At 73.1% G+C, this 13,347-nt stretch carries 12 protein-coding genes; 8 read left to right on the top strand and 4 right to left on the bottom strand.

Translation table 11 applies throughout. From position 1 onward, the window contains the following. Nucleotides 1-499 precede the first annotated feature (499 nt). Nucleotides 500-1,240 (top strand): response regulator transcription factor, encoded by a 741-nt coding sequence (locus Pen02_RS32945; RefSeq protein ID WP_203870043.1) that lies wholly within the window; start codon nucleotides 500-502, stop codon nucleotides 1,238-1,240. Beyond that, nucleotides 1,237-2,889 (top strand): sensor histidine kinase, encoded by a 1,653-nt coding sequence (locus Pen02_RS32940; RefSeq protein ID WP_239141686.1) that lies wholly within the window; start codon nucleotides 1,237-1,239, stop codon nucleotides 2,887-2,889. The genes Pen02_RS32945 and Pen02_RS32940 overlap by 4 nt, the downstream gene beginning before the upstream one ends. Before the next feature lie 30 nt (nucleotides 2,890-2,919). On the opposite strand, the gene wecB is transcribed toward Pen02_RS32940, so the two are convergent. The 4 genes from wecB to Pen02_RS32920 are packed head-to-tail and all read right to left on the bottom strand — an operon-like array spanning nucleotide 2,920 to nucleotide 7,517. Beyond that, nucleotides 2,920-4,044, bottom strand: a complete 1,125-nt coding sequence (wecB, locus tag Pen02_RS32935) for a non-hydrolyzing UDP-N-acetylglucosamine 2-epimerase (protein ID WP_203870042.1) — start codon at nucleotides 4,042-4,044, stop codon at nucleotides 2,920-2,922. A 34-nt stretch (nucleotides 4,045-4,078) separates the two neighbouring features. Continuing rightward, entirely contained in the window at nucleotides 4,079-5,335 is a 1,257-nt protein-coding gene (locus tag Pen02_RS32930; protein ID WP_203870041.1) for a glycosyltransferase family 4 protein, read from the bottom strand. Then, the gene (locus tag Pen02_RS32925; protein ID WP_203870040.1) at nucleotides 5,332-6,480 is read right to left on the bottom strand and encodes a polysaccharide biosynthesis C-terminal domain-containing protein; all 1,149 of its coding nucleotides are present in this window, start codon (nucleotides 6,478-6,480) and stop codon (nucleotides 5,332-5,334) included. The genes Pen02_RS32930 and Pen02_RS32925 overlap by 4 nt, the downstream gene beginning before the upstream one ends. Further along, nucleotides 6,477-7,517, bottom strand: a complete 1,041-nt coding sequence (locus Pen02_RS32920) for a polysaccharide biosynthesis protein (protein WP_275413635.1) — start codon at nucleotides 7,515-7,517, stop codon at nucleotides 6,477-6,479. Before Pen02_RS32920 ends, Pen02_RS32925 begins: the two co-directional genes overlap by 4 nt. A gap of 345 nt (nucleotides 7,518-7,862) precedes the next feature. On the opposite strand from Pen02_RS32920, the gene Pen02_RS32915 reads away from it, so the two are divergent. The 6 genes from Pen02_RS32915 to gmd all read left to right on the top strand — a co-directional run bounded on the left by Pen02_RS32915 (nucleotide 7,863) and on the right by gmd (nucleotide 13,331). After that, on the top strand, nucleotides 7,863-8,984 hold the full coding sequence (locus Pen02_RS32915; protein ID WP_203870144.1) for a DegT/DnrJ/EryC1/StrS family aminotransferase: 1,122 nt from the start codon (nucleotides 7,863-7,865) through the stop codon (nucleotides 8,982-8,984). Continuing rightward, nucleotides 8,981-9,733 (top strand): sugar transferase, encoded by a 753-nt coding sequence (locus Pen02_RS32910; RefSeq protein WP_275413634.1) that lies wholly within the window; start codon nucleotides 8,981-8,983, stop codon nucleotides 9,731-9,733. Before Pen02_RS32915 ends, Pen02_RS32910 begins: the two co-directional genes overlap by 4 nt. Beyond that, nucleotides 9,730-10,374 (top strand): NeuD/PglB/VioB family sugar acetyltransferase, encoded by a 645-nt coding sequence (locus Pen02_RS32905; protein ID WP_203870039.1) that lies wholly within the window; start codon nucleotides 9,730-9,732, stop codon nucleotides 10,372-10,374. Before Pen02_RS32910 ends, Pen02_RS32905 begins: the two co-directional genes overlap by 4 nt. Continuing rightward, complete coding sequence (locus tag Pen02_RS32900) at nucleotides 10,371-11,606, top strand: glycosyltransferase (protein WP_203870038.1); 1,236 nt, start codon at nucleotides 10,371-10,373, stop codon at nucleotides 11,604-11,606. Before Pen02_RS32905 ends, Pen02_RS32900 begins: the two co-directional genes overlap by 4 nt. Then, a complete protein-coding gene (locus tag Pen02_RS32895) occupies nucleotides 11,603-12,238 on the top strand; it encodes a NeuD/PglB/VioB family sugar acetyltransferase (protein WP_203870037.1) in 636 nt (211 codons plus the stop codon). The genes Pen02_RS32900 and Pen02_RS32895 overlap by 4 nt, the downstream gene beginning before the upstream one ends. A 79-nt stretch (nucleotides 12,239-12,317) precedes the next feature. Then, nucleotides 12,318-13,331, top strand: a complete 1,014-nt coding sequence (gmd, locus tag Pen02_RS32890) for a GDP-mannose 4,6-dehydratase (protein WP_203870036.1) — start codon at nucleotides 12,318-12,320, stop codon at nucleotides 13,329-13,331. The last annotated feature ends 16 nt before the right edge of the window (nucleotides 13,332-13,347 follow it).

The following is a 13,347-nucleotide window of genomic DNA, read 5'->3' as shown; positions in this document are numbered from 1 at the left end:
TCCGGTACGCCGGGCGGGGCCGGGCAGTCGATTCGGTCTGGCACGCCGAGCCGAGCCGGGCAGTCGATTCGGTCTGGCGCGCTGAGCCGGGCGATCCGGACGTTCGCTGCCATATGTCCGGCCGCCGTGATGCCACAGAGGCATGTTCATGCCGCTGTGGCATCACCACCAAACCGACAGTGCCGGTCCGGGAGCGCGGCTGCTCCGGGACGGATCTCCTCGCCCGTGGACGACGACCGCGCCGTTCGCAGGCCGGCCGCCGCGTCGGCCCGGCGCAGCGCCAGGGTCTCCCGAATCCGGCGCCGGACCGCCGACCGCCGGAGTGTGCTCTGTCTGGACATGCCCGCACGGTAGGAGCGTGGATGTGCGGAAGCTGTCAAGAACGTGTGCCGACCGGGTGCGGACCGCCGTCTGACCGTTTCCGCACCCCGGCTTCATCATTTCTTCACCGCTCCGGCGCTCTAATCGATCCCGCCGGGAGCAGGCAGAATGGGGAAACATGAGCGCGCGGATACTGGTCGCCGAGGACGACCCGAAGCAGGCCAACCTGGTCCGGGTCTACCTCGAACGGGAGGGCCACAGCGTGCTGGTCGTCGGCGACGGGCGGGCCGCGCTCGACCAGGTCCGGGCCCGCCGCCCCGACCTGGTGGTGCTGGACGTGATGATGCCGGTGGTGGACGGGCTCGACGTGTGCCGGATCCTGCGGGCCGAGTCCAACCTGCCGATCCTGCTGCTGACCGCCCGGACCACCGAGGACGACGTACTGCTCGGGCTGGACATCGGCGCCGACGACTACCTCACCAAGCCGTACAGCCCACGGGAGCTGGTTGCGCGGGTGCGCGCCCTGCTGCGCCGCTCCGGGGTGCTCAGCGCGGGCAACCAGGCGGTGCTCCGGGTCGGTGATCTGGAGGTCGACCCGGGGCGGTTCGAGGTGCGGATCGGCGGGCGGCTGGTCACCCTCACCGCCAAGGAGTTCGGCATCCTGGAGGTGCTGGCCGCCGAACCGGGCCGGGCGTTCACCCGGGCCCAGATCATCGACCGGGCCTTCGGCTTCGACCACTACGTGCTGGAACGCACCGTGGACGCACACGTGATGAACCTGCGTCGCAAGATCGAAACCGATCCGGCCGAGCCGCGCTACGTGCAGACCGTCTTCGGCCGGGGCTACCGGCTGGCCGAGCCGTCCGGTGCCGGGCGGGCGCCGGAGGAGGCCGCCGCAGGCGTGGACCCGTCGGCGTGAGCTTCCGGTTCCGGGTACTCGCCCTGGTGATGCTCGTCGCGGTCAGCGCGACCGCCGCGACCCTCTGGCTGGTGTTCCGGCAGGCGTCCCGACAGATCGACGAGTCCGACGCCGCCGCCGCCTCGCTCGACCAGGTCACCACCGCGCTCACCGACTACGGTCACCGGCACGGCACCTGGGAGGGGGTACGCGACCTGGTGATGCGGCTCAACGCGCAGACCGGTCAACGCATCCACCTCGTCGCCGAGTCCGGCTGGGTACTCGTCGACACCGACCGCGAGCACGACCCGGCCCAGGCGGTACGCGAACTCGGCACGGTGTATGGCTACATCAACCCCCGCCCCGTGCTCGACCTCCCCAGGGGCGGCGACGACCTGGCGGGCATCACGGCTAAGGAGCTGTACGGCTACCGCGCCGGTGTCCGGCTCGCCGCCTGCCTGACCCGCCACGGCATCGAGCCGATCCTGAAGCCGGGCCAGTACGGCGTGCCGGAGTACGAGGCGCCGGCCGTGCCGCGGGCACCGATGGTGGTCCGGAACTGCACAGACCAGGCGCGCGAGTCCGAGCAGGCGACCCGGGCCGACCTGGACGACATCTCCACCGCCTGCGCCCAGACCGGCCCCGGCGAGCCGAGCAACCAGTGCCTCGCGGCGGCGTTCAGCGCCCGGATCGACGAGGTGGCGCCCCAGCCGGCCCGGGTGGTCCTGGGCGTCGGTGAGCCGGGCGGCCGGTCTCTGGTGATCGGCCCGTTGCTGGCCGCCGCGGCCGGGGTGGCGGCGGTGGCGTTCATCGCGACCGCGCTGCTCAGCCACCGGGTGCTCCGCCCGATCGGCATCCTGACCGCCGCCTCCCAGCGGCTCGGCCGGGGCGACCTGACCAGCCGGGTGCCGGTGAGGGGCAACGACGAGATCGCCGTACTGGCCCGGTCGTTCAACCGGATGGCCGACTCGTTGCAGCGCGGCGAGGAACGGCAGCGCCGGTTGGTCGCCGACGTGGCGCACGAGCTGCGTACGCCGCTGGCGAACCTGCGCGGCTATCTGGAGGCGCTCTCCGACGGCGTGATCGAGCCCGACCCGGAACTGTTCGCCTCGCTGCACGAGGAGGCGGTACTGCAACAGCGGATCGTCGACGACCTCCAGGACCTCGCGCTGGCCGAGGCCGGCAGCCTGGCGTACCACCGGGCCACCGTGGACCTGGCCGAACTGCTGGAGACCTGCCGTACCGCGCACCGGGCCAGCGCCGACGCGGCCGGGGTGGCGCTGACGGTCAGCGCCGAACCGGTCCCGGTGTACGCCGACCCGGACCGGCTGCGCCAGGTGGTCGGCAACCTGATCACCAACGCGCTCCGGGCCACCGGGCAGGGCGGCCAGGTGACGATCACGCTCCGCCGGGAGGGCGACTCGGCCGTGGTCCGGGTCGCCGACACCGGTTCGGGGATCGCGGCCGACGCGCTGCCGTACGTCTTCGACCGGTTCTGGCGCTCCGACTCGGCGCGCGGCCGGGAGACCGGCGGCAGCGGGCTGGGTCTGGCCATCGTCCGGCAGATCCTCACCGACCACGGCGGCAGCATCCGGGTCGCCAGCGAACTGCGGGTCGGCACCACCTTCACCATCACCCTGCCGGTCCGGCCCGACCAGCCGGAACGCTAGCGGCCGTCGGGCGGGCTGCGGACGGTGCGGCTACCGGCGGATACCGGCCCAGTCGTGGTGCCGGCGGACGGTGGAGAGGATGAAGTCGACCACCCGGCGCGAGGTGTCGGTGACCTGGTAGTCGGCCGGGCAGGGTACGCCAGCGGTGCCGACCTGGTCGACGGTGACCGCGACCGCCTCCCGTACCCCGGCCGGGTCGAGCCCGGTCATCACGATTCCGCCCGCGTCCAGCGCCTCGGGCCGCTCGATCGACTCCCGCAACGTCACCGCCGGGAAGCCGAGGATCGCCGCCTCCTCGCTGATCGTCCCGCTGTCCGAGAGCGTGCACCGGGCCTGCGACTGGAGGCGTACGTAGTCGAAGAGCCCGAACGGCTCGTGGAAGGCGATCCCGTCCAGTGTGGACGCGTCGACGGCGAGCGCCTCCAGCCGCTTGCGGGTACGCGGGTGGGTGGAGACCAGCACCGGCAGCCGCCAGGTGTCCCGGACGGTACGCAGGCAGTCGAGCAGCCGGCCCAGCCGGGCGGGGTCGTCGACGTTCTCCTCGCGGTGCGCGCTGACCACGAAGTAGCCGCCCGGTTCCAGTTCGAGCTGGCGCAGGATCGTCGAGGCGGCGACGTCCGGCCGGTAGTGCTCCAGTACCTCCCGCATGGGTGAGCCGGTGTGCAGGATGCGGCGTGGGTGCAGTCCCTCGGCCAGCAGGTTGCGCCGGGCGTGCTCGGTGTAGACGAGGTTGAAGTCGGCCACGTGGTCGACCAGCCGCCGGTTGGTCTCCTCCGGCACGTTGAGGTCGAAGCACCGGTTGCCGGCCTCCATGTGGTAGACCGGCACCCGCATCCGTCGGGCCATCAGCGCGGCGATGCAACTGTTGGTGTCGCCGAGCACCAGCAGCGCGTCCGGGCGGAGTTCGGTGATCGCCTGCTCGACGCCGGTCAGCACTCCGCCGAGCACCCGGCCCAGCGAGCTGGTGTCCACCCGCAGGAAGCGGTCCGGTTCGCGCAGCCGCAGCTCGGTGAAGAAGACCTCGGAGAGGTTCCGGTCCCAGTTCTGTCCGGTGTGCACCAGCAGGTGCTCCACCGTACGGTCCAGCCGGTCCAGCACCCGGGACAGCCGGATGATCTCCGGCCGGGTACCCACCACCGTCATCACCCGGGTCATCGCGGCAGCACTCCTCGTCGTCCGCCGTACCGCCTCATCCGGGTGTCCCCGGCCCGGCGGCGGTCTTGGTCAACAGGTCCTCGATCTGGTCGGCGCCGACCCGCAGCGACATCCGCTCCTGGTAGACCTCCCGGGCCCGCCGGCCCAGCGCGGTACGGGTCGCCGGAGACAGCGTCGCCGCCTCGGCGAACCGGACGGCCAGCGCGGTCGGGTCCTCGGGCGGGCAGACCAGGCCCACCCCGGTCGACTCCACCAGCCGGGCCGCGTCCCCGGCGGCGGAGACGATCACCGGAGCACCGCAGGCGAGTGCGGCCTGGAGCTTGGACGGCACGGTGCCGCGCAGCCCGGGCAGGTCCCGCAGGCAGACGAGCTGGTAGTCGGCCGCCGCGTAGAGGTCGGTCATCTCCTCCGGCCGGCGCCGGCCGAGGAAGCGTACGTTGGTGGCACCCAGGTCGGCGGCGAGCCGGCGGGCACTCTCCGCTCCCGTACCCGAGCCGACCAGGACCAGGTCGACCCGGTCCGCCGCCAGGTGCGCCGCCCGGATCGCGGTCTCGATCCGCTGGAACGGACCCATGTTGCCGGCGAACATGACGGTGCAGCGGCCCCGGTGCCCGAGTGTGGCCCGGGCCGCCGCGGTCGCCGGCACTGGCCGGAACAGCTCCTCGTCGGTCCAGTTCAGCACCACCCGGACCTTGCCCGGATCGGCGCCCCGCGCGACGACCAGCTCGGCCATGGACGGCGAGATGACCGCGATCGCGGTGGCGGAGCGGTAGAGCCGGCGCATCGTGCCGGCCAGGGTGCGCTCGATCAGCCGTCCGACGCCGCCGGTCGGCGTCATCGAGGACGCGGTGACCGACTCCGGCCACATGTCCTGGACGTGCAGCACGATCGGAACCCGTCCGGCCAGCCGGGCCACCGCCGCCGCCGTGAACGCGGTCGCCGGTGGGTGGTAGACGTACAGGGCGTCGACGCCGGCGAGGTAGCCGGGGGCGGCCAGCGCGCTGGTCGCGGCGAAGCTGAGGAAGTTGGCGATCCGGCCGAGCGCGGAGGCGTCGTGGCTCGGATAGACCGGCACCCGGCGTACGGTGACGTTCGGGACGCCCGCGTCGGTGCCGCTGGCCGACGACCGCCAGCGCTGCCGGTAACCGGGATGGATCCGGCCCTCGGGATAGTTCGGATAGCCGGTCAGCACCCGCACCTGGTGCCCGCGCTGGCCCAGCTCCCGGGCGAGTTCGCCGGCGACGAAGACCGGCTCCGGCGGGTACCACTGGGTGACCAGGCCGATCCTCACCCGGCCACCGCCGCCGACGCCGCAGGCTCGACGGCCGGCTCCCCGACCGGCTCCGGATAGGTGTCCGGGCGGTCCGGGTCGAAGAGTTCGTTCGCCCAGAAGAGGGTGAGCAGCTCGCCGTCGCCGAGGTTGGTGATCCGGTGCGCCCACATCGTCGGCATGTCGACCACCACCGGCTCGTCGCCGTCGACCCGGAACCGCAGCACCTCGCGGTGGCCGATCCGGCGCAACGCGATCTCGGCGGTGCCGCGCAGCACCGCGAACCGCTCGATCTTGGCCAGGTGGAAGTGCTCGCCCCGGGTGACGCCCGGCGCGCTGGTCGAGGCGAACGTCTGGCCGGCACCGCCGTGCGCCTTGACCACCTCGACCAGTGCGCCCCGCCGGTCGGCGTGCCGGACCAGCGGACGGGGCTGGTCGGCCGGGAAGCGGTGCGACCGGTACGTGTTGAACAGCCGTACGTCGTGCCGGTCGGCCAGCGCCGGAAACTCCCCGTCGCGGTAGGTGCGGGCGAACCCGGTCAGCCGGTCGGCCAGGGCGTGCACCCCGATCTGCAGTGCCGGCATCGCGGCGTCCCACGGTGCACCCGGATCGGCGGGGAGGCCGAGCAGCCCGGCGGCGGCGTCGAGCGCGTGCACCAGGGTCAGTTCGCGGTCGTCGCGTACCCCGGGTGGGTCGCCGTCGGCCAACTGGCGGCAGAAGGTGGCGACCACCGAGTTGTAGTGCGGGCGGCCGTGCTCGCCGTACAGGTTCGGCAGGAGTACGTCCTCGAAACGGCACCGGCCGTGCACCGCGCCGGCCAGGGTGGCGGCGGCGGCCCGCTTCGAGTCCCCGTACGGGGTGCCGTTGCCGGCCTGGGTAGAGTTGGCGAAGACGACCGTCGCGGGCGGGACCGGGCACTGTCGGAGTCCCCGAGCCAGTGCGGCGGCGACCTCGACGTTGCCGGCCGCCACGTCGGCCGGGTCGCCCCGGTTGACGCCGGCCAGGTGCAGCAGCCGGTCGGCCCCGCCGACGACGGCCGCGACGCGGACCGGATCGGCCAGGTCGGCCCGGGTCAGCCCGGCCGGGTCGGGCCAGCCGAGAGCCCGGGCCAGCACCCGTACGTGCCAGCCGAGGAATCCGTCGGCACCGGTCAGGACCAGTCTCACGGTGCCGTCACCAGGTCTCGGGCGGCCAACTCGGCCCGGATCTCCGGCAGCTCCCGCAACATCTCCACGATCTCGGGTACGCCTAGCCGGGGCGCGTTGGCCGAGTTGAAGTCCTGGCCGTCGGCGCCGGTCGGGTCGCCCTCGGAGACGTAGAGCGCGTAGTTCAGGTCACGGGCGTCGAGCGGTACCCGGAAGAACTCGCCGAAGTCCTCGGCCTGGGCCACCTCCTCCCGGGTGGCCAGCGTCTCGTCCAGCTTCTCGCCGTGCCGGACCCCGATCAGGTCGAGTTTGGCCGGTACGTCGAAGAGCTGGCAGAGCGCGATCGCCAGGTCGCCGATGGTGCAGGCGCTGGCCTTGCGCACGAAGACGTCCCCGGCCCGGGCGTGCACGAACGCGTGCTCGACCAGCTCGACCGACTCGGCAAGCGACATCAGGAACCGGGTCATCACCGGGTTGGTCACCGTCGGCGCCCGGCCGGCCCTGATCTGCTCGACGAAGAGCGGGATGACCGAGCCCCGGGAGTACATCACGTTGCCGTAGCGGACGCAGGAGACCGTGGTCCGGCTGCCCGGGTTGTGCCGGGCGTGCGACTGGACGACCTTCTCCATCAACGCCTTGCTCATGCCCATCGCGTTGACCGGGTAGACCGCCTTGTCGGTGCTGAGCACCACCACCGAGGCCACGCCGTTGCGTTCGGCCGTCTCGACGACGTTGGCGCTGCCCAGCACGTTGGTGCGGACCGCCTCCAGCGGGAAGAACTCGCAGGACGGCACCTGTTTGAGGGCGGCGGCGTGGAAGACGAAGTCGACGCCCCGGGTGGCCCGCAACATGCTGTCGAAGTCCCGCACGTCGCCGACGTGGTAGCGGACCCGGTCGTCGCCGAGCCGGTGCCGCATCAGGTCCTGTTTGGCCTCGTCACGGCTGAGTACCCGCACCTCGCCGACGTCCTGGTCGAGCAGCCGGCGCACCATCGTCTGGCCGAAGGAACCCGTGCCGCCGGTGATGAGTACCCGGCGGCCAGCAGGCAGAGAAGACACTCGTACTCCCGTTCGCGCATGCGGCTCGGCCGGCCCGGCGCCTCGCCGAGATCCGCTGGTCGACCGTGCCCTTCCGCCGGTCCGGACCGTTCTGTCTGGTGTGCCACCTGCGTCAACGACAGGATGGCCGGCAAGTCACGCATGAAGTACAAGGGTTCTCTGGTTACGCTATCGCTGAATTTTTATTCATATATCAGTTGATGGGCACTTCTGTCCTATCAGTCTGATAGAACACTTCCGGTCAGCTTGCTGTTCCGGCTCTGGAGGCCCCCACCTGTGGATCTTTCTGAACGCGTGCCGTCGCCGGGATCCGCGAACCCGTCCGCGCCGTCCCGCCCGGAGCCCGTGCTGCTCTCCCCGCCGGACGTCGGGCCGCTGGAGGAGTCGTACCTGATCCGGGCCCTGCGCTCGGGCTGGGTCGCGCCGCTCGGGCCGGAGGTCGACGCCTTCGAACGCGAGGTCGCCACCCGGGCCGGCACCGCGCACGCGGTGGCGCTGAGTTCGGGGACCGCCGCGCTGCACCTCGGGCTGCTCGGCCTGGGCGCCGGTCCCGGCCGGACGGTGGTGGTACCCACGCTGACCTTCGTGGCCACGGTGAACGCGGTCGTCTACACCGGGGCCGAGCCGGTCTTCGTCGACTGTGAGCCGGGCACCGGGAACGTCGACGTGCCGCTGCTGGCCGCGCTGCTGGACGAGTTGCGCGCCGCCGGCCGCGACGTCGCGGCGGTGGTTCCGGTGGACATGTTCGGCGCCTGCGTCGACTACACCCGGCTGGCGCCGGTCTGCGCGGGCGCCGGGGTGCCGGTGCTGGAGGACGCCGCCGAGGCGCTCGGGGCGACCCACGACGGCCGGCCGGCCGGCTCGTTCGGCCGGGCCGGCGTCTTCTCGTTCAACGGAAACAAGATCATTACCACCTCCGGCGGCGGGATGCTGGTCACCGACGACGGCGACCTCGCCGACCGGTGCCGCTACCTGTCCACCCAGGCGCGGCAGCCGGTGCCGCACTACGAGCACACCGAGGTCGGCTACAACTACCGGCTCAGCAACCTGCTGGCGGCCGTCGGCCGGGCCCAACTCCGCCGGCTGGACCGGATGCTGGCCCGCCGCCGCGAGCTGCGGGAGCGGTACGCGAAACTCTTCGCCACCGCCCCCGGAGTGCGACTGCTCGCCGAGAGCGATCCGGGCGCCAACTGCTGGCTGACCACGATCGTCGTCGACCCGGCGACCGCCGGCTGGCAGGCCGCCGACCTCGCCGCACACCTGGGTACGGCGCGGATCGAAACCCGTCCGGTGTGGAAGCCGATGCACCTGCAACCCGCCTTCGCCGGTACGCCGGGCGCGATCACCGGCGCGGCCGAACGGCTCTTCGCCGACGGCCTGACCCTGCCCAGCGGCTCCGGACTGACCGAGGCACAGGCCGGCCGGGTGCTGGACGCCGTCGCGAGCTTCCTGGCGGCCCGAGCGTGACCCCCCGCGAGTACCTCGAAGCGACCGAGCACGTCGGGCCGGCCGAACACCTCGAAACGGCCGTGCACGTCGCAGCGGCACCGCCGACCGGCGGCGGGCGGCACCGGCGGTACGACCGGCTCAAACGCGTACTGGACCTGCTGGTCGCGGCGGCACTGCTGGTGCTGCTCTCCCCCGTGCTGCTCGGCTGTGCCGGCGCGGTGGCCGTGGCGCTGGGCCGGCCGGTGCTGTTCCGGCAGACCCGGCCCGGCCGGCACGGCCAGCTCTTCGAGCTGCGCAAGTTCCGCACCATGCGGCCGGCCGCACCGGGCCGGACCAGCGACGCCGACCGGCTGACCCGGTTCGGCGGCTGGCTGCGGGCCACCAGCCTGGACGAGTTGCCGACGCTGTGGAACGTACTGCGCGGCGAGATGAGCCTGGTCGGGCCGCGCCCGCTGCTGGTGAGCTATCTCGACCGGTACACCCCGGAGCAGGCCCGCCGGCACGAGGTGCGGCCCGGCATCACCGGTCTGGCACAGGTACGCGGTCGCAACGAGCTGAGCTGGGAGGAGAAGTTCCGGCACGACGTCCGGTACGTCGAGGACCGGTGCCTCGCACTCGACCTGCGGATCCTGCTGGCGACCGTGCTCCGGGTGCTGCGCCGGCAGGGGATCAGCGCACCGGGCAGCCCGACCATGCCGGAGTTCGCCGGCACCGGCAGTCGACTGGTCGGCGCCGAGCCGGGGCCGGGCCGGGGAGCGGACTCGTGACCACCGATCTGGTCGTCGTCGGCTGCGGCGGGCACGGGCGGGAGGTGCTCGGCATCGTCCGGGCCATCACCGCCGCCGGCCACGGCCCGGGGTTCCGGGTACTCGGCTTCGTGGACGACGCTCCCGCCGAGCCGAACCTCAAACTGGTGCACGCGCTCGACCTGCCGTACCTCGGCCCGGTCGAGGAGCTGCGGCAGGCGCCGCCCGGCACGGCGGTGGCGCTCGGCATCGGCGACCCCCGGGTACGCCGCGCGGTCGCCGCCCGGGTCGACGCGTACGGGCTGCCGGCTCCGGTGCTGGTGCATCCGGACGCGACCGTCGGCCCGGACACCGTGGCCGGGGACGGGCTGGTGGTCTTCGCCGGTGCCCGGGTCACCACCAACGTACGGCTCGGCCGGCACGTGCACCTCAACCAGAACTGCACCGTCGGCCACGACAGTGTGCTCGCCGACTGCGTGTCGGTGAACCCGCTGGCGGCGATCTCCGGCGCCTGCGTACTGGAGACCGGGGTGCTGGTCGGGACGACCGCGGCCGTACTCCAGGGGTTGCGGGTGGGCCGGGACGCGACCGTCGGCGCGGGCGCCTGCGTGGTCCGGGACGTGCCGGCCGGCGCGGTGGTCAAGGGGGTGCCGGCGCGGTGACCGCGACCACCGGCAGCGCCGCCCCCGGCAACCGGGACGGCACGGGCGCCCCGATCTCCCCGACCGGCCGGGACGGCACGGGCAGCCGTCCGGCCGAACAGCCGCCGCCACGCCCGGCATCCCCGGAAGACCTCGGCGACGTGGTGCTGGACGCGGCCGGCGGGGACCGGGGCGGAGCCGCCCGGTGGCGGGGCGAACTGGACGCATACCTGGCCGGCGTGCCGGTGCACCCCCGGGTGATCGGCCGGGACCAGCGGATCACCCCCGGTTGGCTGCTGCGCCGGGAGCGGCTGGTGCGCGGCGCCCGGCTGCTGGTCGCGCCGAACAACGTCTCCTTCGGGTACGCCGGCCGCGAGCGCCGGGTCCTGCTCCGCAACGCCCTGCATTTCCTGTACCCGGACGAGGAGCACCTGCTCGGCACACTCCCCCGGTCGTTCCGGGCGCAGATTCCGCTGATCCGGCTGCTGCTGCGCCGGGCCGACCTCGCCGTCGTCCCGTGCACCGCGATGGCCGACCGGGTCGCCCGACACGTCCCGTCGGTACGCGACCGGATCGTGGTACGCCCGCATCCGGTCACCCCGGTCGACGCGTGGGCCCCGGACCAGCGCGGTTGCCTGCTCGTCCCGGTGGTGGTGGCCGGCTACAAGAACCTGGTGCCGCAACTGCGGATGCTGCTCGACACGGTCGGACGGGGCGGCGGGGCGGCGGCCGGCGGGATCGAGGTCCGGGTCACCGCCCGCCCCGGCGACCTGCCGCCGGACGTCACCGCCCATCCGGCGCTCCGGGCCATCGGCGTGGTACCGCACGACCAACTCCTCTCGTTCTGGCGCCGGGCCACCGCCGTCTACTACCCGTCCTCGCTGGAGTCGTTCGGCTATCCGCTGGCGGAGGCCCGGGCCAGCGGAATCCCGATCATCGCGCCGGACACCCCGCAGGCCCGGGAGATCGCCGGCCGGGCGCTGCTGGGGTACGACCCGGAGGATCCGGAGAGCCTGGCGGCGGCGGTGAGCCGGATCCGGGAGCCGATCGTCCCCGATCCCGGCCCGTTCGACCGGTCCGGCTACTTCGACTGGCTCCTCGGCCCCGACGCGGGTCGCGGGACCGGCGCGGACGCGGATCGCCGGACCGGCCCGGACGCGGGTCGCGGAATCGGCGCGGACGCGCATCGCGGGACCGGTCCGGACACAGGTCGCGGACGTGGCGCGGACGCGGGTCGTGGGAGTGGCGGATGAGTGCCGGCCTGGTCGTGCTGGGCACCTCCGGGCACGCCCGCGAGATCCTCGCCGTCGCCGAGGCGGCCGGCGGCTACAAGCTGCTGGGCTGCCTCGGCCCGCGCCGCGAGGCGGACCTCGCCCGGCTGCCGGTGGACTGGCTCGGCCCGGACGACTGGCTGCGGGACGCCGACGACGGCGTCCGGTACGTGCTCGGCGTCGGCTCGGGCGCGGTCCGGGCCCGGCTCGACCGGCAACTCGACCCGTACCGGCGGACACCGGCCCGGCTGGTGCACCCGGCGGCGGTGGTCGGCCCGGCCGTGGAACTCGGCCCCGGGACCGTGCTCTGGCCGGGCGCCGTACTCACCGCCGACATCGCCACCGGCCGGCACGTGCACGTGGGCACGAACGTCAGCGTCGGGCACGACGCCGTCCTCGCCGACCACGTCACGCTGCTGCCCGGCTGCACCGTGGCCGGGTCGACCCGGATCGGGGCGGGCGCGACGGTCGGGGCCGGCGCCACGGTGATCGACGGGATCACCGTCGGGGCCGGCGCGATGGTCGGGGCCGGCGCGGCCGTGGTCCGGGACGTGCCGGACGGTGCCGTCGTGGTCGGGGTACCGGCCCGGCCGATGGATCGGCGAGACCACTGAGTTTCCGACAGATCGCTCGACGATCCGGGGCCGGGCGCGGTCCGGCCCGGTCACGGATGGCAACAGGAGAGGGCAGACAGTGCCGAGAGTCGCGCTGATAACCGGGATCACCGGGCAGGACGGGAGCTATCTCGCCGAGTTCCTGCTCGGCAAGGGGTACGTCGTACACGGGTTGAAACGGCGGTCGTCGAGTTTCAACACCGAACGGATCGACCGGATCGACCTGCATCCGAGGGACCCGGACGCACACCTGTTCCTGCACTACGGCGAGTTGTCCGACGCGGCGGCGCTGGCCGGGCTGCTCCGGGACATCCGCCCCGACGAGGTCTACAACCTCGGCGCGCAGAGCCACGTCCGGGTCTCCTTCGAGATCCCCAACTACACCGCCGACATCACCGGGCTCGGTGCAGTCCGGATGCTCGACGCGATCCGGACCGCCCGGCTCGACTGCCGGTACTACCAGGCGTCGTCGTCGGAGATGTTCGGGGCCACCCCGCCGCCGCAGCGGGAGAACACCCCGTTCCACCCGCGCAGCCCGTACGGCTGTGCCAAGGTCTTCGCCTACTGGGCGGCGGTGAACTACCGCGAGGCCTGGGGGATGTACGCCACCAACGGCATCCTGTTCAACCACGAGAGTCCCCGGCGCGGCGAGAACTTCGTCACCCGGAAGATCACCCGGGCGATCGCCCGGATCGAGGCGGGCATGCAGGACAAGCTCTACCTCGGCAACCTCGACGCGGTACGGGACTGGGGCTACGCCCCGGAGTACGTCGAGGCGATGTGGCTGGCGCTCCAGCAGGACGAGCCGGACGACTACGTGGTGGCCACCGGCACCGGGCACACCGTACGGGAGTTCGTGACCGCCGCCTTCTCCTACGCCGGCCTCGACTGGGAGCGGTACGTGGCGATCGACCCCGCGTACTACCGGCCGTCCGAGGTGGACGCGCTGATCGGGGACGCCGCGAAGGCCCGCCGCAAGCTCGGCTGGGCGCCGAAGACGCTCTTCGCCGACCTCGTCCGGATCATGGTCGACGCCGACCGGCAACTGCTGGCGGACGAGCGCTCCGGCCGGCTGGTCCGGGTGGACCGGTAACCACTCCACCCGCGCT

The organism is Plantactinospora endophytica (genome assembly GCF_016862915.1).
In the GTDB taxonomy this organism is placed as follows: domain Bacteria; phylum Actinomycetota; class Actinomycetes; order Mycobacteriales; family Micromonosporaceae; genus Plantactinospora; species Plantactinospora endophytica.
The sequence above is the reverse complement of the archived record's forward strand: the minus strand, read 5'-3'. Positions and strand labels throughout refer to the sequence as shown.

What these genes read in the sequence shown, in the direction of transcription:
- wecB (WP_203870042.1), bottom strand. Translation starts at nt 4,044, where the DNA reads ATGACCCGGGTGATGACGGTGGTGGGTACCCGGCCGGAGATCATCCGG.
- Pen02_RS32895 (WP_203870037.1), top strand. Translation starts at nt 11,603, where the DNA reads ATGAGTGCCGGCCTGGTCGTGCTGGGCACCTCCGGGCACGCCCGCGAG.
- Pen02_RS32945 (WP_203870043.1), top strand. Translation starts at nt 500, where the DNA reads ATGAGCGCGCGGATACTGGTCGCCGAGGACGACCCGAAGCAGGCCAAC.